General features: G+C 41.0%; 21 protein-coding genes and 1 tRNA gene. 8 read left to right on the forward strand and 14 right to left on the reverse strand.

What is annotated here, in order from left to right; all coding sequences use genetic code 11:
- Nucleotides 1-63 precede the first annotated feature (63 nt).
- Nucleotides 64-1,350 (forward strand): Arm DNA-binding domain-containing protein, encoded by a 1,287-nt coding sequence (locus R8G66_19585; GenBank protein ID MDW3194590.1) that lies wholly within the window; start codon nt 64-66, stop codon nt 1,348-1,350.
- Between the two features lie 83 nt (nt 1,351-1,433).
- Here R8G66_19585 and R8G66_19590 read toward each other — a convergent pair whose 3' ends face one another.
- Together R8G66_19590 and R8G66_19595 are read right to left on the reverse strand one after the other, a co-directional pair.
- A complete protein-coding gene (locus R8G66_19590; GenBank protein MDW3194591.1) occupies nt 1,434-1,928 on the reverse strand; it encodes a hypothetical protein in 495 nt (164 codons plus the stop codon).
- Between the two features lie 10 nt (nt 1,929-1,938).
- A complete protein-coding gene (locus R8G66_19595) occupies nt 1,939-2,784 on the reverse strand; it encodes a hypothetical protein (GenBank protein ID MDW3194592.1) in 846 nt (281 codons plus the stop codon).
- 299 nt (nt 2,785-3,083) lie between these two features.
- Here R8G66_19595 and R8G66_19600 point away from each other — a divergent pair, with 299 nt between their 5' ends.
- From R8G66_19600 to R8G66_19610, 3 genes are read left to right on the forward strand one after another with little or no spacing between them, the layout of a single operon-like run.
- On the forward strand, nt 3,084-3,350 hold the full coding sequence (locus R8G66_19600) for a helix-turn-helix domain-containing protein (GenBank protein MDW3194593.1): 267 nt from the start codon (nt 3,084-3,086) through the stop codon (nt 3,348-3,350).
- Complete coding sequence (locus tag R8G66_19605; GenBank protein ID MDW3194594.1) at nt 3,350-4,429, forward strand: hypothetical protein; 1,080 nt, start codon at nt 3,350-3,352, stop codon at nt 4,427-4,429. The genes R8G66_19600 and R8G66_19605 overlap by 1 nt, the downstream gene beginning before the upstream one ends.
- Complete coding sequence (locus R8G66_19610) at nt 4,420-5,022, forward strand: hypothetical protein (GenBank protein MDW3194595.1); 603 nt, start codon at nt 4,420-4,422, stop codon at nt 5,020-5,022. Before R8G66_19605 ends, R8G66_19610 begins: the two co-directional genes overlap by 10 nt.
- A 137-nt stretch (nt 5,023-5,159) precedes the next feature.
- Here R8G66_19610 and R8G66_19615 read toward each other — a convergent pair whose 3' ends face one another.
- Nucleotides 5,160-5,426, reverse strand: coding sequence for a hypothetical protein (locus R8G66_19615; GenBank protein ID MDW3194596.1), 267 nt, complete (start codon nt 5,424-5,426; stop codon nt 5,160-5,162).
- A 144-nt stretch (nt 5,427-5,570) separates the two neighbouring features.
- On the opposite strand from R8G66_19615, the gene R8G66_19620 reads away from it, so the two are divergent.
- On the forward strand, nt 5,571-5,783 hold the full coding sequence (locus tag R8G66_19620) for a helix-turn-helix transcriptional regulator (GenBank protein MDW3194597.1): 213 nt from the start codon (nt 5,571-5,573) through the stop codon (nt 5,781-5,783).
- Between the two features lie 2 nt (nt 5,784-5,785).
- Here the strand turns inward: R8G66_19620 and R8G66_19625 are convergent, their stop codons facing one another.
- The 7 genes from R8G66_19625 to R8G66_19655 all read right to left on the reverse strand — a co-directional run bounded on the left by R8G66_19625 (nt 5,786) and on the right by R8G66_19655 (nt 13,701).
- Nucleotides 5,786-6,931, reverse strand: a complete 1,146-nt coding sequence (locus tag R8G66_19625) for an SIR2 family protein (protein MDW3194598.1) — start codon at nt 6,929-6,931, stop codon at nt 5,786-5,788.
- A gap of 37 nt (nt 6,932-6,968) precedes the next feature.
- A complete protein-coding gene (locus tag R8G66_19630; GenBank protein MDW3194599.1) occupies nt 6,969-8,672 on the reverse strand; it encodes a restriction endonuclease subunit S in 1,704 nt (567 codons plus the stop codon).
- Between the two features lie 5 nt (nt 8,673-8,677).
- Nucleotides 8,678-10,117, reverse strand: a complete 1,440-nt coding sequence (locus R8G66_19635) for a class I SAM-dependent DNA methyltransferase (protein ID MDW3194600.1) — start codon at nt 10,115-10,117, stop codon at nt 8,678-8,680.
- Nucleotides 10,118-10,681 (reverse strand): hypothetical protein, encoded by a 564-nt coding sequence (locus R8G66_19640; protein MDW3194601.1) that lies wholly within the window; start codon nt 10,679-10,681, stop codon nt 10,118-10,120.
- Nucleotides 10,682-10,686: 5 nt separating this feature from the next.
- The gene (locus R8G66_19645; protein MDW3194602.1) at nt 10,687-13,047 is read right to left on the reverse strand and encodes a DEAD/DEAH box helicase family protein; all 2,361 of its coding nucleotides are present in this window, start codon (nt 13,045-13,047) and stop codon (nt 10,687-10,689) included.
- A gap of 179 nt (nt 13,048-13,226) precedes the next feature.
- A tRNA-Glu gene (locus R8G66_19650) sits at nt 13,227-13,298 on the reverse strand.
- 145 nt (nt 13,299-13,443) lie between these two features.
- Nucleotides 13,444-13,701, reverse strand: coding sequence for a hypothetical protein (locus R8G66_19655; GenBank protein ID MDW3194603.1), 258 nt, complete (start codon nt 13,699-13,701; stop codon nt 13,444-13,446).
- 175 nt (nt 13,702-13,876) lie between these two features.
- On the opposite strand from R8G66_19655, the gene gap reads away from it, so the two are divergent.
- The gene (gap, locus tag R8G66_19660; protein ID MDW3194604.1) at nt 13,877-14,869 is read left to right on the forward strand and encodes a type I glyceraldehyde-3-phosphate dehydrogenase; all 993 of its coding nucleotides are present in this window, start codon (nt 13,877-13,879) and stop codon (nt 14,867-14,869) included.
- A 72-nt stretch (nt 14,870-14,941) separates the two neighbouring features.
- Here gap and R8G66_19665 read toward each other — a convergent pair whose 3' ends face one another.
- A complete protein-coding gene (locus tag R8G66_19665) occupies nt 14,942-15,850 on the reverse strand; it encodes a hypothetical protein (GenBank protein ID MDW3194605.1) in 909 nt (302 codons plus the stop codon).
- A 96-nt stretch (nt 15,851-15,946) separates the two neighbouring features.
- On the opposite strand from R8G66_19665, the gene R8G66_19670 reads away from it, so the two are divergent.
- Complete coding sequence (locus R8G66_19670; GenBank protein ID MDW3194606.1) at nt 15,947-16,690, forward strand: hypothetical protein; 744 nt, start codon at nt 15,947-15,949, stop codon at nt 16,688-16,690.
- Between the two features lies 1 nt (nt 16,691).
- Here the strand turns inward: R8G66_19670 and R8G66_19675 are convergent, their stop codons facing one another.
- A complete protein-coding gene (locus R8G66_19675; protein ID MDW3194607.1) occupies nt 16,692-17,675 on the reverse strand; it encodes a hypothetical protein in 984 nt (327 codons plus the stop codon).
- 197 nt (nt 17,676-17,872) lie between these two features.
- Between R8G66_19675 and R8G66_19680 the strand changes: the two genes are divergently transcribed.
- Complete coding sequence (locus R8G66_19680; GenBank protein ID MDW3194608.1) at nt 17,873-18,574, forward strand: NeuD/PglB/VioB family sugar acetyltransferase; 702 nt, start codon at nt 17,873-17,875, stop codon at nt 18,572-18,574.
- A gap of 51 nt (nt 18,575-18,625) precedes the next feature.
- On the opposite strand, the gene ftsZ is transcribed toward R8G66_19680, so the two are convergent.
- The gene (gene ftsZ / locus R8G66_19685; protein ID MDW3194609.1) at nt 18,626-20,383 is read right to left on the reverse strand and encodes a cell division protein FtsZ; all 1,758 of its coding nucleotides are present in this window, start codon (nt 20,381-20,383) and stop codon (nt 18,626-18,628) included.
- Between the two features lie 41 nt (nt 20,384-20,424).
- Nucleotides 20,425-21,732 carry a cell division protein FtsA gene (gene ftsA, locus R8G66_19690; protein ID MDW3194610.1) on the reverse strand — a complete coding sequence of 436 codons (1,308 nt, stop codon included), beginning with the start codon at nt 21,730-21,732 and terminating at the stop codon, nt 20,425-20,427.
- Nucleotides 21,733-21,758: the final 26 nt, after the last annotated feature.

Genomic DNA, 21,758 nt, shown 5'->3' on the forward strand with positions numbered 1-21,758 from the left:
AATCAACTAAACATCAAAACACACTAATTCACAAGTATTCACTTCACAAATACTTCACATTTTATGTCTTCAGTAACTATAAGCCCCTTCGCAAGAGAAACAAAAGATGGTAAAGTAACAGTCTACATTCGAATAATAATCGCTGGAGAAAAGATCGACCGATCCACGGGTATTAAGATCGATAAATCAAAGTGGGATACTAAAAACACAAAAGTCAAAGGTTCTGGAAGGCTTGCTGTCGAATACAACAATAGCATTGAAACGAAAGTGAGCCATTATCATAAAATAGCTCAGGACATCACACGAGATGAGATGATCCCCACGAAGGAAGAAATAAAGAGAAGAGAACAGCTATTAAAAACTAAAGCTCAGTCCAACTCTGAATTAGAAGTCAAAAAACCTTTAACAGATGTTTTCAAACATCTCTATGGGCTTGATGACCTATCAGATATCAAAACAAACAATACCAAGAAGAAAAGGCAATCGGAAATGGTAAAATTAGAGAAGTACCTTTCTTCCGAGTCCGGTAAAGAATATAAAAATGCCTCCGTGGAGGATTGGCGAAATAATGTAAGAATCCTTGAAGAGTTCGCTCAATTTCTCCATACAGAAATCGGAAATGGTCAATCAACTATAGCCAAGAGTTGTCAAATCGTGAAATCCGTCATAAGACAGGCAATCGAAAGACATCAAGAGGGTTACTTATCAGCGAAGGTTCCGACACAAGAAAGAAAAGACAAAGAGAACATTTACTGGTTATTTGATCATGAACTGGAAACACTTTACATGCATGATTTCCAGCTCAAATCCAGGCAAAATGCAGTAAATATGTTTCTTATCATGAGCAGTACCGCCATGAGAATTGGTGACTACAGGGAATTTGCTAAAGAGCCTCAAAAGTATTTGAATGATACGGAGGTGCTATGGAATGCAGGCAAGACCAAAAACAACCACATGATACAGCGAAACATGCTATACTTCGAAAAAGTATATCAACGATTAAATGGCCAACTCCCCTCCATGGCTGGGGCAAATATGAACAGCTATCTGAAGTTGGCACTAGAAGAAGCCAGAGTAGACAGAAAGGTGATAAACAAAGAAGGTGAGGTAGTGCCAATTCATTCACTAGTTCATAGTCACATGGCGAAATCAACGACTATCATGTACATGCTAGTCAATTTAGAACTTGACCTTGAAACTGTTTCCATCCTAACTAGTACCGATGTTCAGACAATCAAGAATCATTATAGTGCCTATGGAAAAATCGAGGCAAATGAGAAGTTGAGAAGGGCAATTATTGAAAAGAATGAAATCGAAATGAAGGTTTCAAAAAAAATACACTCTGCCTAGAATGTGGTTTTCGTAGAGAGCTATGGAAAAATCTGAAACGAAATTCTCAAACTTCTGCATAAATTACTCTAATAATTCGACACCTAATGATCTTGATTCTTCTCACCCTCTAACAACCTCTGTAGTTGTTCCTGATCGAAGGAAACTGTCCCTCCATTTTGCCTAATAGTGTTTATTGCCTGAGCTATCCGCTCTAATGCTTCAGCCTTGCTAATGAGCAATTCGTCTTCTGCCATTTTTTGCTCAATTTCCAATTTCCTTCTCTCCGCCTCCACTTCCGCATGTTTCTGAGCCGTAAGAGCAAACTTTTCTGCCGCTGTTGAAAGTTGTAGCTCAGCCTCAGCAGTCATCCTAATCGCTTTGGCTTCTGCCAATTTAACACCTGCTTCCTTAAGCCTTAGAATATCATCCTCTGTATACTCCTCAACAAGTCCAAGAAACTCCAAAATTCTCCTAAATACCTTTTTCCCTGTTTTTGGAACTCTGGCAACCCGGGCATTATTCATTTTCTGAGCGAATTCCTGCTCTTCGGATTCTGTCGGCTCTGACCCTATTGGAATTTTTACTAATCTTACCATAACCCCGAATTCATATATTAAGATACAGTTTCTTCTTGAGAAGAGGCTTCAATTCTTTCATGAAACTTCTTCCAAACATCTTCAGTTGATTTATTTGCTTAACACTCAGATCCTCTTGAACAGTAAAATCTTTAGTACTGTCTACGCCAATAATTGCCTTTATTTTACTACTGGTACTAATCACCGGAATCGTCATTGTAAATGGAAATTGAGATAATACTACACTTTGATATGAAGTTAAATTCTCCTCGAAAGCACCATATCCATTTTCCTCAATATTTACCACTTCATTGCCAATATCATTTGACGGGTTTTTAATACCAATACCACACTCGGAATAAGCCAAACCAACCATTCCTTGTCCCTTTTCTTGTGGATTAACAACAAAACTCAGTTCATCATCAATCAATTTCACACATAAGTTCTTGATTTCATGGTACTTAAAAGTTACGAGTTCCTTGTTTGACGGCTCTTGCCTTTTTTTGTTATTTACAAATCTGGCATACCAATCAGCTATTAGAAACCTAAAATAACCCCAGTTCTTCTCTGGGAGATATATTCTAAAGCTGACTTCACCGAATGCTTTCAGGTCAAAAATATCAGCTAAATAATTGCAGTTTGTCTCGTAAAAGTCTCTCAATTGCTGCTCCAAAACAGCATCTTTTTCTCTTCCCCGTAATCTATATTTCAACACCTCATTTTCAATCGGAAGATAAATAGCAGTAACAAAGAACCCGATTATAAAAAAGAATGTCTTGTTATACTCAATATTCGAAACCTTGGGAAAATTTTGGTAGTATTCGTCAAAGAATGAAAGCCTTGAACTCAATATCAAAAACGAGGCAGTTGCAAACAAAAGAATTCTAAGACAAGAGCGCCAAATCATCAATAAAATCTCAATCTTCTAAAATATCGAAGATAAACGATAAGAATTACTCTTTCCAAATTGATCTACAACTGAATAACGCATATAGTAGGGATACCAATTATTGATTCAAATCAATAAAGTAAATGAAATCAAGGGAAATTTTTCCACCCAAAAGTTTTTTTCTCGGTACCCTTCACCCCTACCTTTGTGACCTGATCGGTATAAGTGTATAACTAAAGGCGCTTATCAAATCAGTAACAGATCGTTCTTCTAAACCCAATACAATAATGGTAAAGAGACTTTACTATAAGGGCGAAGCTGTGCACAAAACAACCAGGGCCCTATCTAATTTATTATCAATTACTCAAGTATGTGAAGCTACGGGACTTAGCCGTAAGACCATTCACAATTATGCAACAGAGGGAATTTTGCAAAAGCATTATTATCCTAACTCTACACGAGTTTACTTCTTATCAGAGGAGGTAGAAGAAGCCATTCCTGGCTGCAAAATCTATTCAATTGTTTCTAATAATGAAGAAGACAAAGCAGCTTGATGAGCTTCACTTTTTTACCCGCAAACCTGGACCTTCAAGAGATCGTCCGGGCCTGCCCTCCTTCATTCGATGGGTTTGATATTGACAAGCTCACTTACTTGTTAGGTCTGATTGAATCGATTCCTCTTAAACCAAAAAATGAAAAGAAGGACGGCTATACCCTATTGAACGCTCAGCTTATGAAGAATGTGGTGAACAATTACAAATCGTACCTGAATTACGCCTGTAACGATGCCGAGATAATAGAAATATACACTCCATACCGACCGAAATACTTTAGCAAAGGATATCGCTTCAGAGAACCCTATACTGCCCCTATTAGAAAAGTCAATTACCAATCAATAAGTGGCCCAAAGAAATTAAAAGAGATCACGGAACAAAAATTGAAGACAGTAGCAAAACACTGGTATCTTTATGAAAGCCTCCAAAGCGAAGGTCTGGATTTCAACTATGACTTAGCTGTTCAAACAAATGAAATAAGTCATCAACTTAAATCAATACACTCACCTGATATCGATTACATAAAAACAGTAACAGAAAAAGAAATCAAACATAAAAGTCCAAAAAACCAGTACAATCAAGGTGTAATTAGTCTCGAAAAAATTAAAAACAGGGAATGGGACCTATTTCTTGACTCGGAAGGCAGTGGAAGGTTTTACCATACGCTATGTAGTCTACCGTCCAAATTCAGGCATCTTCTTAGTTACAAAGACAGAACCCTGGTCTCACTGGATTTAAAGAACTCTCAGCCGTATCTCTTCAGCAGATTATTACAACCTGATTTCTATTATATCGAAAGCACTATAGGTAAGAGTAACAGGGTCATAAACCCCCATAAATTCCCCTATAAGCCACTTAAATCTAACCAGGTAAATCACTATTTATCAGACAGTAAGTCATTATTTGAATTAAATGATTCATTATATAATGAACCTATATTTTCTACTTCTCTTACCGATTCTTATACTGATAATAGGATTAAACATTCTTCTTATGTAATTACTCCAATAATTACCTCTCAACCTCTAGTATCCCTCCTGTATTCTCAGCTCATGCTCCTTCTTCCCTTATGTTGCTAGAATCTCTAATACACAATGATATACAGGAAGTTAAGGAGTATAGTAAGTCAGTTAGTGAAGGGGTGTTTTACAATCAATTAACAGAAGATCTGACCAACCAATTAAGTGTTGATGAACAAATTAGAGATGTTGTTACATCAAGAGACTTAGCAAAGAACCTGATCATGATTATCTTCTTCTCTCCCAATAACTCCACTAAACACAAGCACGAGAAACAGTTGTTCAAAGAAGAATATCCAACCATATATAAATTGATAAAGCAACTTAAGTCTTTCGATGAATACCCCATTAAAGAACGCCATAAATACTTCCCCTTCTTGTTGCAGAGATTGGAAGCTTATCTATTCCTGGAAGTCATTGCAAAGAAGTTTAAAACCATGAATCCACTTGCTCCCCTCTTTTCAATTCATGATAGCTTAATCACTACTGTAGATTATGAAAACGATTTGAGGAGTCTTATGGACAAGGAGCTGACTTACCACATAGGTATTCCTCCAACCATCAAACCAGAGTATTGGACCAGGGAACGTTTCTTTGAGATTGCCTGGAAAGAATTTGCGGACAGAAATGTCCACAATGGTCTTGCCGCTTGACTCTCAATCTTAAATATGCTTTTAGAGGCTAAATAAAAGCCTCTAAAGCATTTTATTGGAATTTAGGTAGATGACATCCATTTTAATCCTAAAAGCCCTTAGAGTCGAATTATGTAGCCCTCCAGTAGAATCATCTATTACTCTTCAATTCCTTCATCAACCACTTTATCTTCGGTTGTCTTTGCATCTAGTTGTTCCACTTGGTTTCTAAGGGCAAATTCATCCAGTTCGTCCAGGAACTCAAAGAAGAATTTCATGTCCTCGATGAACCAATTAAAGTCAGGCATCAGCTCTTCGTATTCTTTCTGCAAATAGAAGAACAGAATATGCCGGAGATTTTTTCTAAATCGGGGAATTTCGATGAGTTCGAGAAAGTGTTCTAACGATTCACTGGAGTTACGCATAAATATTCAATAAAATATCTGAAAGGTCATAAATATGCCTTAAAAGCATATCAAAGATATTCATAATAACGAATTGAATACACTAAAGCATAAAAAAATGTCTTAGAAGGTTGACTGATTGTCCTTAATTTAGTCTTCCAAGAAATGGAGAAACAAGCTTTCAACCGGATAAAGGCAGTTCTAGCCGAGAAAAACAAAACCAATAATTGGTTAGCTGACAACTTAGAAATGAATCGAACCACCATCTCAAAGTGGTGTAGAAACGAGATGCAACCTAGAGTAGAGACGCTGTTTAAAATTGCGGCAATATTAGAGGTGGATGTACGAGAGCTGCTGGTTTCGACCAAACGCACTTAGAGTCATAAGTCAGTCATATATTTCAGGTTTCTAGCATCACCGTAAGGATACAAGTCTCCGGGATTAACATTAACAATCCTTTTCGGATCAACTTTTTGAAGAACCTCATCAATGTGCTTGTCCTGATAAGAATATCCGATGATTAGCAGGTCTGAATCATCTATTAATTCATTCCTGTATCTCGTTAATAGGTCGCTGTACATATAGTCGTTCTCGAGAAATGTTTGCTTTAAAGACCCGGTCAAGAATTGTGGAACAACAGAATGGTTAAAGTTTTGGATTATATCACCTGTGGAGAGGTCAATCCTGGCAGACCGATGAAGGTCATAATAATCATCAATCCGAAAATAGATTCTTTCACCTGTTAAGTAATTCATGTGGTCCTCCTTCTCGGCGATTTGATAAGCAAATTGATCCTTGCCTCCGTGCAGCTTCATGATCTTATACGGCGCTGAGTAATCCGACTTGAATACTGCAAGAGGTTGCTTCTGATTGCCAATAATCTCTGAATTCTCTCTGGTAAAACCATCACTATAGCGGATTGCGCGCTTCCTTAAAACCTCTTCCAAGAGAAGGTCGTGATTCAATGAGAAGAAATTGACTTGATTATATACTGAAATATATGCCAGGAACTTGTCATATGACTCAATTTCATCAATGGGTTTGAACTTATCCGTACGCAATAGGTCGGCGATGAGATAATTGATGATATCAAGGACAAGAGGCAAATCAATGTCATCATACTTACTCCAGTATTTTGAATTGGGCATTCTCCTCTGTCTTGAGATTCGAAGAGAACGTTCGGCTTCTTTTGCTTGGACAACTTGAGAACTGAACCAGTCCTTTCCTTTATCAATCAGATAGGTCATGAAGATTTCATAGGAAGAGAAACTACCTTTCTCCCTTTTCATAGAGTGAACCAAATGATTGAAAACGAATTCCACTATTTCGACTTCAACTGATAGCCTTCCGTTGTGTTTGTTAGCGTCATTCTGGAATTCCTTCCACCTCCATTGGCTGTCGGAGAAGAAGCATAACTTATCGAGAAAATCACGATCGAAGTAAGGATTGATGTCTTGGACGAGAGGGATGCCTGCGTCATAGGAAAAACCTGCACCGAGTAGTACGTTTACTTTAGTTTGTTTCATCGTTTTGTTGTTTATGCAAAGATAAACCAATCTCCGCTCAACTTCCAGCCAAAACCTCCGCCACCATAGCCTTCATGAGCTTCTCGGCTGTTTCATCGCGAATGAGGATGTGCGACTCCAGCGTATCACAGAGGGACATAAGGTGGTCTACCTGTTGTACAATTATTTCTTGTTCCTTGAAAGGAGGAATCGTCACTACTGTATCTCTAATAGTACCCATGGAAAGACTGGGTTGAGCCGTGGCTTTACTATGTTTAAATATTTCCAATTGACCAACTGGTGACATAAGAAAGTATAATAAATATCTAGGATCGAGCCCTGTGAATGGTTCAAGCTTTGCCACATTCGGGGCAAGGTGCCACCTCTCTTTCTTATCAAAAATTGCTACATCTCCTATTCCGGCACCGATGAAGGTCATCAACAAACAAGGTTTTATCAATGCACATCTCGACAGAACCTTTGATGTTTCGAAATCAATATATTTCAACTTTGACTCATCTATCCAACCCTTCTTCACATTCTGAGCTCTTATTACAGGTATATCACCATTATCTTCCAGCGAGATGTATTTGGTATATTCAAATCCCGCTAGCTTCGTCACGAAGCATAAATCAACAACTTTAGCTACTTTCCACTTATTTGGGTATTGATGATGTATTAGTTCTTCTCCTTCAATTAAGCCACTTTCTCTTGGCTTTTGAAATGCCTTCTCCGCGATCAGCTTTTGTTTTTCTTCTTTGATTCGTTGCAAGAGTTCCGAGGCCGGTTCTACATCCGGGTTTGCTTCGCGCCACTTGCGGGTCAGTTTGCCTTGTACTGCCAGTTGCAAAATCGTCTCCCGGAGTTTCTTGACATTATTAAGTTCGTCAATGGTGTCAGAGAAATGGTTGTGAAGTAATTCCCAATGCCGAGTGTCGGCCGACTCGGTTAGGTGATGCAATGATGAAATCACAAACTGATGTTTCTTATCCAAGCGAACTTTAGACAAGCGTTTCAGTTCTTCGATTTCTTCCTTCAGGTGATCAACGATCCTGACTATTTCTTTTTGTTCTTCGAGGGGCGGAAGAGCAAAAATTATATTATTCAATAGTGGTTTTCGAACTCCCGACTGTCCGGCTGTTCTTTCAGAGTCATCAACGACAATCTTCTGAATCCTAGGCTCTTGAAGCAGTAAAAACAAAAAATCTCTACACAGATTTTTTTCATAAATAGGAACCGCCTTCATCAAGGCTACATTGTAAGTACCACTTAACCCTCTTAGTATTTGAAAAACGGGCGGGCCATACCTCCCAATCATTATATCATCTTTAGTAAATGGTCTATTTGCGTATTCATTAGGAACATAAACTTTATGAAGATCACTTTTGAAATCCCGGATCTGAACTAATCTTGTATATCCTTCCTGATATTGATAAATGAATTTTCCCTTTGGTGGTTGATTGCCGCCAATGATATTTACTATTTCACCAATTCTACCCCACGCCCAGTTTTTAGGCAATTCATAAGGGTATTCCTCTGTCTTAATGGGTTTAATCTCTTCATTTCGAATTTTCTTATCCTTGATAAGATCTAACCTTTTTACTTTGATCTTTTCTAATGACTTGGAGGCATGTTCGATATTTCTATTTTCTCGCCTCCATTTCTTTGTTAGTTTTCCTTCCAAAGCCAACTGTATCATTAAATCCTGGACCTTTGAAGCATTTAATGGGTATTGGGTAAGTTCCGGGAATTGCTCTAACAACAGCATCAATTCAAAGCCTCATTAAGTACTGACTTGATTTGCTCTTGTACATTCATTAGGTCCATCCGAGCCGTCTGATATTGCCTCAGCAGATCATTGGGATCGCCCAGGCTGACTTCTTCACTGTGTGGGTTCTTGATGTCGAGGTTATAATCTCGGTCTTTGATGTCTTTGAAAGGTACATTCCAGGCCAATTCATTCTCTATACGATGATCCCACCAGGCTTTTTCCTGGTCAAATTCATTGATGTGTATGGGTTTAGTCTTATTGTAGCTTTTCGCGCCAGGCGGATACGGGTGCTCGTAGTACCAGGTTTCAGTGGTGGCTTTCCCTTTGGTAAAAAATAGGAGATTTGTTTTGATACTAGTATATGGGTTGAACACACCATTCGGAAGTCTTACAATCGTATGAAGGTCACACTTGGTCATCAGTTCTTCCTTGATACGGGTCTTAACCCCTTCGCCAAACAGCGTACCATCAGGTAATACGATCGCCGCCCGCCCACTATCTTTCAACAGCCGGATAATCAATGCCAGGAATAGGTCAGCAGTCTCTTTTGTTCGGAACTTCTGAGGGAAGTTTGTTTCTGTTCCATCCTCTTCAGTTCCCCCAAACGGTGGATTGGAGAGTACCACGTCTACACGATCTTTACTGCCCCAATCGGTAAAAGGACGGGTTAGGTAATTGTCACGCTTCACGACTGGCACATCCAGTCCGTGCAACATCAAATTAGTGGTGGCTAGCATGTGGGGCATGGGTTTCTTCTCCACACCCACGAACATGTCACGCATTTGAACCAGTTCTGATGGGCTCTTCACCTGTTTGCGAACGTGCTCAATGGCACAGGTAAGGAATCCAGCTGTTCCGCAAGCTGGGTCCAATACCTTCTCCCCAATTTGAGGATTGACCATATCGGTCATGAATTGAGTAACTGCTCTAGGGGTATAATACTCACCGGATGATCCGGCACTCTGCAACTCCTTCAGGATGGTCTCATAAATGTCATTGAAGAGGTGGCGTTCATTCTGATTGTTGAAGTCGATTTCATTCACCTTGTTGATCACCTGTCGAATCAGGGTCCCGGACTTCATATAGTTGTAAGAGTCTTCAAACACCGACTTAATGATCCATCCTTGCGGTGACGTCTTAGGAGTAACTTTTAGTTCCTTCAGTGTGGGGAATAGCTCATTGTCGACAAAGTTCTTGAGGTCATCACCTGTGATCCCTTCTTCATCGTTCGCCCACGATCCCCATTTTAGCTTTTCAGGGATAGGTGAATCATAATTCTCAAGGGTGATATCCCACTCTTCCTCCATGTCGGAAAATATCTTCAAGAAGATCATCCAGACCATTTGAGAGATACGCTGAGCGTCTCCGTCAACACCAGCATCCTGACGCATGATATCACGGATGGATTTGATGGTAGTGGTTATGTTTGATGACATTTAATTATCTGAACCTTTCGATTTTAATATTACACCAGAATATCTAGAATTCGAGAAATTGTATTTGTCGAGAAGGAAGTTTAGGACTTCCATCGTTTGCCCTGAACCATAAACATCGTCGTATATAAAAATCTTTTTGTTTTTATCTATTTCCTGGATTTGATCTTCATTTTGCAAAACAAATTCAGATAATTCAGAAGGGGAATCTGATTTATGATCGTCATACTCTTGGTCTTTTAAAAAGCAATTAGAGATGTCTATTGTATTGGGAAATGTTCTTTGAATCGCCTCTCTAATGGGTTCAATGAAATAAGTAATATTACTTGGAGGGTGTATAGTTAAGAAGCATTCATCTGTCATATCTACATGTTTCATAACATTTTTGAGAAAGGCATCTATGACTGGGCCTGAGTATCTATCCCAAATTTTTTGCCGCTCATTCTCAGCTATCTGCGGATTTCCGAGACGCATCATTCTGCGGTAATAGTCCGGGGTGAACATTGGATCACCTCCCTGTAAATAATTTTTCTCGCTCAGTTCTGCAAGATAGAAGTCGACACTCATGAATATTATGCTGTTTTGTAAATTTCATTTTCCAACTCCCTCAAGGCCAATTCAAAATCAATCTTCCGTCCAAAGGCCCGGACGATTTCTACAGGTGTTCCTAATTCTGTCAATGGGTACACTTTTATTACTTCCCCCGATTCAATTGTTGTAATACCCTCTACCTCGTATTTATCTAGTAACTTTTGTAATACGGCCTGTGCTTGTTCTGAATACTTGCTGAAATAATTGCTCCCCCGCACTATACTAGCGCGTTGCTTACGGGTCAAAGGAGGTTGGTCATACGCCACATGACAGATTAAATCAAATGGATCAAGGTCTTGTCCAACTTCTTCAGATAAAGCTTCCCACAATACGCCAATCTCCGCCATCTCGTTCATGATGATGGTCTTTTTCTCCTCTTGGGTCCACTTATCTAGAAAACCATCCAAACTTCCATAGGCTTCTTGTACATTTTTCCTTGTGTAGTCTTTAAGTGATTCGGTAATCAGTTTGCCGTCTGCACCATAATACTGTACCCGCTCATTTACAACAGAGACAGGTACGTCCATCACATAGTATTTTGGTCTTGTTTCACCTCCTGTCGGATCAAGCCCTTTGCCGCGATTGATGACAGTTTCCCTTGCATCGGGCTCCTGAATATCATATTCCTCATCAAACTCTGGTGGAACTGGAGAATCCTCCTCTGAGGGCTCATAAATCTGTACTGGGTCGCCATCGAAATCAGGGTCGGCAAACATGTTAGTGACCTTGCGGAAATCCATGATATTAAAGTAAACTTTACCTTCATCCTCCCGGATTCTAGTTCCCCGTCCAATAATTTGTTTGAACTCCGTCATTGACCCAATATTTGTATCCAATGCGATCACCTTAACCATCTTTGTATCTACACCGGTCGTTAACATTTTACTGGTTGTAGCAATTACCGGAAATCTCTCCTCCACATCCATGAAGGGGTCCAGCTCTACCTTTCCTTCTTCGCTATCCCCGGTGATCCGTACTACATAGTTGGAGTAATCAGCATATAAATCGGAATTGAGTTCGACTAAAGCACGCCGCATCGCTTCAGCATGTTCAATGTCTACGCAGAAGACAATGGTCTTTGCAAATCGGTCCGTTGATCTTAAGAATTCAGTGATTTTGGCCGCTACTTTTTTCGTTCTATCGTCAATGACTATATTCCTATTGAAGTCTTTAAGATTGTAGATACGATCTTCAATAACATTACCCCTATTATCCACCTTGCCCTTTTCGGGACGGTAACCTTCATCTACATCCATTGATACGCGGATGACTTTGTATGGTGCCAGGAATCCGTCATCAATGCCCTGTCTTAATGTGTAGGTGTAAACTGGATCACCAAAGTATGAGATATTGGAAATGTCTTTTGTCTCTTTTGGTGTAGCCGTCAGACCAATATGAATCGCGTTACTGAAGTAGGTCAAAATCTCATGCCACGCAGAGGCTTCACGCGCGCTACCCCGATGACACTCATCAATGATAATTAGATCAAAAAAGTCCGGTGAAAATTTCTTAAATACGTTTTTTACCTCCTCTTCGCCGGTGAGGGATTGGTAGAGAGCAAAATAGATTTGATAGGACTTGTCGATTTTGCTTCTTTGAATCTTCGTCATGATTTCACTCCCCAAAGGTTTGAAATCATTGTTCTTGGTCTGATCAACCAAGGCATTTCGATCTGCTAAGAACAAGACACGACTTACCCGTTTGGCTTTCCACAGGCGCCAGATGATTTGAAAAGCCGTGTAGGTTTTACCGGTTCCCGTGGCCATCACCAAAAGATTTCTATAATTGCCCTTGGCTATGTTTTCAATGGTTCGGTTGATGGCGTTTTGTTGGTAGTAGCGAGGAGATTTACCCGAATCGTCCTGGTAGTAATCTTGTTCCAGGAGTTTTTCAACTTCAGGATCGCTGATGCCCACATGACGTAGGTACTTGTTCCAAAGTGATGATGGAGTGGGGAATTCCTCCAGTGTGATTTCTTCTTCGGTGAATCCTTCAAGTCCGGTTTTATCATGATAGATAAAAGCATCACCATTGGAGGAAAACACGAAGGGTATTTGCAATATGTCAGCGTAACCAAGACCTTGTTGCATTCCAGCGCCGACACTGTGTTTGTTGTCCTTGGCCTCTATGATTGCTATAGGTATGTTAGGCTTGTAATAAAGAATATAATCCGCCCGCTTTTGCTTGCCACGTGTATGTGTTTTCCCTCTGACAATAATTCGTCCGTCAGTAAATGAAACCTCTCTGGCAATCTGAGTCCGTAAATCCCAGCCAGCAGCTAGTACTGCGGGAGTTATGTACTTATCACAAATATCGATTTCAGAGAGACCGGACTTTGACATGTAGTTGCGTGAAATTTAAATAAATATAGTCATGTCCGTATTCTCGCCTAAACATCCGATTAATTTTTCTTATTAATGATAGATGAAAAAACGCGTCAATTTACTTCACTCATACTTCACACTTTAGTCGAAAGGCATAAAAAAACCCCTCTCAGCGAACCGAGAGGGGAAAAATAATGTAGTCCGTAGGGGAATCGAACCCCTGTTACCAGGATGAAAACCTGGCGTCCTAACCCCTAGACGAACGGACCAGTTTATTTGGGAGGGCAAAAATAGAATTGAAGGTTACAATTACAAACAATTCTTGAAAATATTTTTTGATTTACTTCAACTTAGTTCGGCAAGTATCTGACTATCATTCAGATGTAATGAAATTTGTTTTCAAACAATTAAAAATCAACACACCATCCCTCCGTCTGGATCGAGATAGCAGGAATCCGCAGAAATAGATCGGCTCCAATTTAATTCCTTCTCAAGCGTCAATAAGAAGTCATTCATGGCTTCTTTCCCTTTGATCACTTTTCCGCTTTCTAATAGATAAGGAAGCGTAGTAGCCACATTAGCCAGCACTTCATAGGCCGCCACCATATTTTTCAGTTGCTCTTCTATTTCATCGGCCAAACGGCTTTCGACAGGCCTTACAAGTGTTAACATTTTGTTTCTTAGATATTAAAACATGAAAACGCAAAGTGTCACATTATGGTTCGACTATGCTGTGCAAACGTTAACTATTTAGAGGATGAAAACCCTAATCAAAAGTGAATTTGTTTAAGCAGTTTCTAGTTATACATTTGCACCTCAATTGATTACAGTTTAAACCTTAGAACTTATGTCTAAAACTAAAGTTGCCATTAATGGATTCGGAAGAATTGGCCGAATTACCTACCGAGTATTGCTTGAAAAGGACAATGTAGAAGTAGTAGCCATTAATGACCTTACTGACACCAAGACTTTAGCCCATCTATTGAAATACGATTCGGCACAGGGAAGATTTCCCGGAACTGTGGAAGCCGATGACGCTGGACTGATCATCAATGGAAAACATATCAAAGTTTCTGCGGAACGTGATCCTGCGAACCTTCCATGGGGAGACCTGGGCGTAGATATCGTACTGGAATCAACTGGTATTTTTACCGACCCTGATAGCGCTGGCAAACACCTCACTGCTGGTGCGAAAAAAGTGATCATTTCGGCTCCCGCAAAAGGTGACATCCCTTTTGTTGTTTTGGGAGTGAATGACGACCAATTGACTGGTGATGAAACCATCCTGTCAAATGCTTCATGTACAACCAACTGCCTTGCTCCTATGGTGAAGGTATTGGAAGACAATTGGGGCATCGAAAGCGGATACATGACTACTGTTCACGCTTACACTGCTGACCAAAGATTGCAAGATGCTCCTCACAAAGACTTGAGAAGAGCAAGAGCTGCAGCAGCGTCTATTGTACCTACTTCAACGGGTGCTGCAGGTGCTGTTGGAAAAGTAATCCCTTCTGTGAAAGGAAAACTGGATGGATTCGCCATGCGTGTACCTACCATCACTGGTTCTATTACTGATTTTACTGTTACTCTTTCAAAACCTGCTACCGCAGAAGAAATCAATGCTGCAATGAAAGCGGCTTCTGAAGCTGGCTTGAAAGGCATCATGGAGTATCAGGAAGACCCTATCGTCTCTGTTGACATCATTGGCAGCCCTTACTCTTGTATCTTCGATGCTGCGTTGACGAAAGCAACTGGCACGTTGGTAAAAGTAGTTGGATGGTATGACAATGAAGCCGGTTATTCGAACCGCGCTGCTGATTTGATCTCAAAATTGGCATAAGCCAAAAGAAATATCTCACAATCAAAAGAAGCTGCTCAATTGGGCAGCTTCTTCTGTTTATAATGTCTCCACTTAACTTTCTTCGTAAAAGTCGTAATGGTATTCTATGGTATATTCGGGCTCACCGAATGTATTGAATATTTCTGTCTTCTCCTTTAGTCCCTGTTCGTTGTAGAAGTACAAACGGTGGTTTCTCATCTTTCCTCGAAGATGAAACTCACTTCTTATCAGCCGATCTCCTTCATAGAAATATTTGTATTCTTTATCTCCTATTCTATGGATTGATAATCGCTCACCTTCGTACTCGAAATACTCCTGCTTGACACTGCGTTGGGGGTGTTTGATTTTCACTTGAGCTTCTTCACCTTCAACCGATCGAAAGAACTCGGTATTATATAGCGTCGTTGTTTCGAACAGCGTTACCTTGACCCCTTCAAATTCAAACTTCTCCTCATACCCTTTAAAGAAATTTTGAATCCTTCCTTCAGCATCAAAGCTTGCTTCCGTATTGATGGTAAGCGGAAGTCCTTGATCCCGTAAAGGGACCGTACTCTTAAATCTACCATAATTGGAATCACTGAAATCCCCATAACGAGGATGCCTCTTCTCTTCTGTGACATCCGCATACTTCCTGGGCCAATCATTCCCATAGAGGAAGTTCCAGTTTCCTCCCATGAACAAGCCATCCATGACATGTACCAGGGCATCTCCATTTGGCTCAGTCCAAAATACTACCTTAAAAGGTTCCGAGTAATCGTAAGGATAACTCAGGTGATTGGTCACATCGATCAAAGTACCATCCGGGTTAAAGGCTGCTACGGATACAATCTGATCGCGTTTTTGCTGTGTATCATTTTGATGGCTGATAAAAGTCGTGGCGACACTTCTCACGTGTCCCATTCCGATAGATCTGACAGGTTCCTGTTCGATTTGACAGCCGAATAAAATCGTCGATAAAAAAAATGAAAAGTAAAACCTCATGGACTTTCGTGTTTTGTATAGCAGTAAGATGCGAGATTTTATACCGTTAATCCAACATCAGATCACTTTGGCAACGTTTTTGCGTGTCAGTACAGCATGCAAAAACTCGCCATAACGCTTATTATCGTGTCGCTGGTACTCAGTAGCTGTACCAGCTTTCAATACCTCAATATCGACAGCTCTATTGCCGAAACAGACAATGGATTCATTCATGAGAATGACTCCATTCGACTGGCCTATTACTTCACTGAAACGGGGGCCATGGAAATTGAAGTCCACAATTTATCAAAACAATTAATCTATGTTGACTGGAATAAATCCGCATTGATCAAGGATGGTCAAAGCTTTTCGCTGGCCAATGATCAATCCGTAATCGAGGCAAGGACTAGTTCAATTGATCTGTTTGACACTGGAATTGAAGTCGGTGATGTAAATGGCACGATCACCTCTACATCTTCCATGAACTTTATTCCGGAAGGTAGTTTTATCCGATATCAGACAAGAAACATCAATTTCGAACATTACGACCTCAAGCAATCACAGGGTGTAGAAGTCAGGACGATAAGCAGCTATCGAATCAAAAACCTCAAAGTTGATCCACTTGAAGTTGAAAAATTCCAAACACTGTTATTTGTCGCTGACGAGGCCAATGAAAATCGCTCGATTTACAAACACGAGTTTTGGGTATCTGAAGTAAATGAAACCCAATACAACGACCAGGATTTGAACGGCAATCAGGTAAAACTCTCCAGAACCACAGGTGCAGGAAAAGTACTGGGTGTAGTTGGAGGCGCTGCCTTGCTCACGGTTTTGGTTGCTGCGGAATTGGAGGAGGAATGATTTAGTCTACAATAGACCTCAAAGCAGAATTACTTCGGCCATAACTAACAATCCGAACATCCAGAGGAAGGTGTTTGAATAGATCAAGCACCTTTTTCAGCGATTGGATAATCCAATAGGGCTCATTGCCAAAGGCCCCTCCACCTACCAATGTAAGAAAGACCAGGTTGTTGTCCGTTTTCTGGTAGTTTTCTAAGGCTGCTAAGAGTGTTGCTTCATAGCTTGCTTCCAAGATCAATCTCGCAAACCGATCCCAATAAATTGACTCGATATGAGCATAGGCTACTGGTAGAGCCGAACAGTAGATTTGAGTAACGATTTTGCCCGAATCACGAAAGGTTACTTCCGTATCTTTTTGAATACCAACTTTCAACTTCCCTTTTAACTCCTCATACGCTGCTTCATTAAGTTTTGCCAATTCTTTGTTGATATGCAGTAATCCACTTTGATTGAGCATGGCATAACCATTCTGCATCTCCCAAAGATGAAATAATTCGTTATTCAAATGTTTTCCGATATCGTCAAGGCAATCAATTTGGTGTTGATGAGTTTGACCAGTCTGGCCATTAATCTTCACAAAATAGTTTCTGAAAATGGTTCCAGCTCCGCAGGCGATTGCGCAAGCAGGTCCTTGGGTAAGGTCTGACTCATAACCATCTATTCCACTTTCCGGTGTTACAGATGGACTCACCATTTCCAAAAGGTTGAACTGAGAAGCAGCTTGAAAAACAGCTCCATTACTAATAGACAAAGTATGTAATTGTTGGACATCACCAATCCCTTCGCTCACTTTTAATTGAGACTTTGGAAGATCGGAAACATCCTTACAATTTCGAAGATCCCGTAAAGAAGGAATTTCCAATGTGCCCATTTGAAAGGCCCTGCCATTCACTTTTGAAATCAGCTGATCTCCATTAATCAAAAGGTTTTGACGTACCTGATCAGGACTTTTTTCTTGAAATCCAACTAACTTTTCAAACCACACGATCTACTAAACTAATGTCCGAATTTAAATTCATTGCATTAAAGTTGGGGAGTTCTATTCCTTGTTTGCCATCACAATCGAAAGGTCTAATACTTACTAACACCCTTGTAAGAAAAAGGAAATCTATAACACAAATTAACTTGCTACTTTCTACAAAAAACAACACTCTTTAAGCATGCATCTTCTGGCTAATAGTTATGATAATTGATTTACATTTGGTTATCATAATCACAATACTTTTTGTGGCAAAGGATCAAGTCATAATTTTTGGTGCAGGGGGACATGCAAAAAGTATTATCAGTATCATTCAATCAAAGTCTGAACTAGAAATATTTGGAATTCTCATCGATTCTGAATTTCAGAAAGAACAAGAAAAAGTTCTAGACCATTCGGTTTTAGGAGGAAGAGAAATGTTCTCAACCCTGGTAAAGAGTGGAATTTCCAATGCGGTTGTAGGAATAGGGGACAACAAAGTACGGGCGGACATTTCAATCGAGCTCCAGCATCATGGATTTACGATGGTTAGTCCCACACATCAACAATCATTGCTGATGTCAGGCGTAAGGATAGGATTGGGAACCATTGTCCACGCATTTGCTGTAGTGGGTACAGAATCTCTTATTGGAAATAACACAATTATTAGCGCCAATGCTGTGATTGGACATAATTGTGTGATCGGAAATCATTGCCAGATAACACCTGGCGTACTAATTGGTGGAGGCGTGAACATCGGTGATTATTCCTTTCTTGGTCTTGGGTCTGTAGTCCTACCAGGGGTAAACATTGGTAAAAACACCATAATTGGGGCAAATGCTGTAGTAAATAAAGATTTAGAAGATAATGCCGTTTTGGTAGGGAATCCCGGAAAAGTCATCAAATACCAAGATCCAATCGCATAAAAAAAGCCGCAACTCACATCACGGCTTTTCAAGTATATACACCTGTAGTTCTTAGTCTACATTATCGTGAAGGAACTTGTTGTTCCCTAATATCTGATTGTCGTCAGTCAAGTTGAATTTCGAGATGTTGCGCTCCGAAGAGTGCGGCACCTCTTTCAATTTCACTTTCTTACGTTCATAAGCTGGCACATCCCACTTCTCTTTGAAACTCTCTGCATTCATGTATTCCTGCATTTGCCGTGCTTTCTTAGCTTCTTCGATCTTCTCTTCACGTTGGCGTCGCTCTTCCATCAACTCAACCTTTCGGGAAATCGGAATGGCAGGCCCATCCAATAGCTCATCGAGTACCGGGTCTTCATCCTGAGACTCTGGTTCGATCTGATAATCCTTGCTTAATTCTACCAGGAAATCATTGTCCTCAACCTCATCTTCCTCTTCTTCTTCCTCCTCCATGTAATCACGAGGTTCAGGCTTCTCGAACTCAAAGGTGAACGATGGTCGTTCCGCGGGACGTTCTTCAGGTTCGTCCTCTATGTCGTCTACCTCAAAATCAAAATCATCAAATCCCGACTCTCTCACTGGAGGTCTTTCGAATGGACTGGTTCTTGAAACTGTAAATTCTTCCTCAGATTCGTTCTCATCCTGCACAGGCTTTCGAACTTGTGGACGATCAAATAGCGTAAACTGATTGATCTCCCGTGAAGATTCAAGGTCATACACCTTCTTCTGAACCTCATCGCGATCCTCAAGCTCTACCTCTTGCTGTATTTCAGCTTTCAACAGCTCCATGCTATCGATCTTTGGTTGCTTTCGCATCTTGAGCTGCATGTCCTCATCACTGGCAAAGCCAGTCGCGATGACAGTCACACTGATGTTTTCACCTAAAGAGCTGTCCACACCATGGCCGAAGATCACCTCTGCATCATCACCCGCAAAATCCTGCATGTAATCCGTGATGTCCGCCAACTCGTCCATTTGCAACTCAGCGTCTTCGCCAGACATGATCGAAAGCAGGATCTTTTCAGCACCCATGATGTTCTGATTGTTCAACAGTGGTGAATTTAACGCCATCTCTGCCGCTCTACGAGCACGACTCTCTCCGGATGCTCTCGCAGACCCCATAACGGCTGCACCCGCATCCTTCATGACCGTCTTCACATCTTCAAAGTCCACATTGACATGTCCTGGAACCGTAATGATCTCAGCAATGCCTTTTGCTGCAGTTGTCAACACATTATCTGCTTTACCAAATGCTTCACTGATGGCCAGGTTACCGAACATCTCTTTGATCTTGTCATTGAGCACGACCAGGACCGTATCACAATGCTGCTTGAGCAACCGGATACCTTCATTGGCCTGGTTCATTTTTTTACGTCCTTCAAAACCAAATGGCGCAGTAACGATACCTACGGTCAAGATATCCATCTCTTTCGCAACCTGAGCAATGACCGGAGCCGCCCCAGTTCCGGTACCTCCACCCATTCCTGCAGTCACGAAAACCATTTTAGTCTCCTCCGAGAGCATCTCGCGGATATCTTCTTTGCTTTCAATCGCCGCGTTCCTTCCTTTCTCAGGATTAGCTCCTGCTCCCAGTCCTTTGGTCAGGTCGATCCCAATCTGAAGTTTATTGGCGACCGGGCTACTCTGAAGCGCCTGGCTATCCGTATTGCAAACCACGAACTCCACATCTTTGATGCCCGAGTTGAACATGTGGTTTACGGCGTTGCTACCTCCGCCACCTACTCCGATTACCTTGATAATGGACTTGTGGTGTGAGGGCAGGTCGAATGCATATGTATTTTCACCCATGATCTAATATTGTTTATGGCCTGGTCTAAGCTCCAAGCCTATTAATATTCCATTTTATCGTCTATGTCATCAATCAGCAGACCCTTGGTCTTCTCCAGGATATTCTGGAAGAAGTTACCATCAGGACGCTCTCTGGTTCGACGCTGCTTGACGCCTTCTTCGCGCTCTTTGCGCTCCATGTACTGCATTTCTCTGAAGTCCAATGCTTTGAATCCAGATAACACCAAACCAACAGATGTAGCGTACATCGGACTCTTGACCGACTCTACTTTGCTCTTACCCAAATGCTCATTTGGATATCCAACTCTGGCATCAAGACCAGTCATGTACTCGAACAGCTGCTTGATACTGGTCAACTGTGAACCACCTCCCGTGATTACAATTCCCGCAGCTAGTTTCTTATGGTAGCCAGAAGTGATGATCTCGGTATGAACCATCTCTATGATCTCTTCCATTCTCGCCTCGATGATGTGCGCCAGGTTCTTCACAGAAATCTCCTTTGCCGGACGATTTCTCAATCCGGGGATGGCCACAATTTCATTGGCATTTGCCTCTTCGCCGATGGCTCTACCAAACTTGGTTTTCAATTGCTCGGCCTGGTGTTCCATCACCATACAGCCTTGCTTGATGTCCGCAGTAATGATGTTACCGCCAAAAGGGATGACCGCTGTATGGCGAATGATATTATCGTAGAAGACGGCAATATCCGTCGTACCACCTCCAATATCTACCAGACAAACGCCTGCTTCTTTTTCTTCCTCACTCAGTACCGCCAAGCTTGAAGCTAATGGCTCCAAAATCAAGTTTTCTACTTCAAGTCCAGCTCGCTTGATGCACCGATTGATGTTGTTAATTGCGTTTGTTTGTGCCGTGATGATATGGAAGTCCGCCTCGAGTTTCACGCCTGACATTCCTACAGGATCTTTAATGCCATCTTCGTAATCGACGATGTAGTCCTGAGGCATCACATGAATGATCTCACTACCCGGAGGAATCACAATGCGATACATGTCGTTTGTTAGTCGATTCACATCTTCTACCGTGATCTCATCATTGCTCTCACGTGTGATAGAACCATGATAAACCGCACTTTTGATGTGTTGGCCAGCAATTCCAACATTAACGACGCGGATATCAATATTGGCCATTTCACTGGCCTGCGCAACTGCCTTTTCAATCGCGTGAACCGTCTTATCAATATTGGTCACAATGCCACGGATCACACCATCGGAAACGGCTTTCCCCATACCCAGGATCTCCAGTTTTCCGAATTCGTTTTTGCGCCCGACGATGCAGCAGATCTTGGTGGTACCAATATCAAGACCTACTATGATTTTATCCTCTTCCATTTTCTTTATTATTCAGTCAGGTCGTC

The organism is Cytophagales bacterium, from assembly GCA_033344775.1.
Classification (GTDB): domain Bacteria; phylum Bacteroidota; class Bacteroidia; order Cytophagales; family Cyclobacteriaceae; genus JAWPMT01.

What these genes read in the sequence shown, in the direction of transcription:
- R8G66_19585 (MDW3194590.1), top strand. Translation starts at nt 64, where the DNA reads ATGTCTTCAGTAACTATAAGCCCCTTCGCAAGAGAAACAAAAGATGGT.
- R8G66_19590 (MDW3194591.1), bottom strand. Translation starts at nt 1,928, where the DNA reads ATGGTAAGATTAGTAAAAATTCCAATAGGGTCAGAGCCGACAGAATCC.
- R8G66_19600 (MDW3194593.1), top strand. Translation starts at nt 3,084, where the DNA reads ATGGTAAAGAGACTTTACTATAAGGGCGAAGCTGTGCACAAAACAACC.
- R8G66_19605 (MDW3194594.1), top strand. Translation starts at nt 3,350, where the DNA reads ATGAGCTTCACTTTTTTACCCGCAAACCTGGACCTTCAAGAGATCGTC.
- R8G66_19610 (MDW3194595.1), top strand. Translation starts at nt 4,420, where the DNA reads ATGTTGCTAGAATCTCTAATACACAATGATATACAGGAAGTTAAGGAG.
- R8G66_19615 (MDW3194596.1), bottom strand. Translation starts at nt 5,426, where the DNA reads ATGCGTAACTCCAGTGAATCGTTAGAACACTTTCTCGAACTCATCGAA.
- R8G66_19620 (MDW3194597.1), top strand. Translation starts at nt 5,571, where the DNA reads ATGGAGAAACAAGCTTTCAACCGGATAAAGGCAGTTCTAGCCGAGAAA.
- R8G66_19625 (MDW3194598.1), bottom strand. Translation starts at nt 6,931, where the DNA reads ATGAAACAAACTAAAGTAAACGTACTACTCGGTGCAGGTTTTTCCTAT.
- R8G66_19635 (MDW3194600.1), bottom strand. Translation starts at nt 10,117, where the DNA reads ATGTCATCAAACATAACCACTACCATCAAATCCATCCGTGATATCATG.
- R8G66_19640 (MDW3194601.1), bottom strand. Translation starts at nt 10,681, where the DNA reads ATGAGTGTCGACTTCTATCTTGCAGAACTGAGCGAGAAAAATTATTTA.
- R8G66_19645 (MDW3194602.1), bottom strand. Translation starts at nt 13,047, where the DNA reads ATGTCAAAGTCCGGTCTCTCTGAAATCGATATTTGTGATAAGTACATA.
- R8G66_19655 (MDW3194603.1), bottom strand. Translation starts at nt 13,701, where the DNA reads ATGTTAACACTTGTAAGGCCTGTCGAAAGCCGTTTGGCCGATGAAATA.
- gap (MDW3194604.1), top strand. Translation starts at nt 13,877, where the DNA reads ATGTCTAAAACTAAAGTTGCCATTAATGGATTCGGAAGAATTGGCCGA.
- R8G66_19665 (MDW3194605.1), bottom strand. Translation starts at nt 15,850, where the DNA reads ATGAGGTTTTACTTTTCATTTTTTTTATCGACGATTTTATTCGGCTGT.
- R8G66_19670 (MDW3194606.1), top strand. Translation starts at nt 15,947, where the DNA reads ATGCAAAAACTCGCCATAACGCTTATTATCGTGTCGCTGGTACTCAGT.
- R8G66_19680 (MDW3194608.1), top strand. Translation starts at nt 17,873, where the DNA reads ATGATAATTGATTTACATTTGGTTATCATAATCACAATACTTTTTGTG.
- ftsZ (MDW3194609.1), bottom strand. Translation starts at nt 20,383, where the DNA reads ATGGGTGAAAATACATATGCATTCGACCTGCCCTCACACCACAAGTCC.
- ftsA (MDW3194610.1), bottom strand. Translation starts at nt 21,732, where the DNA reads ATGGAAGAGGATAAAATCATAGTAGGTCTTGATATTGGTACCACCAAG.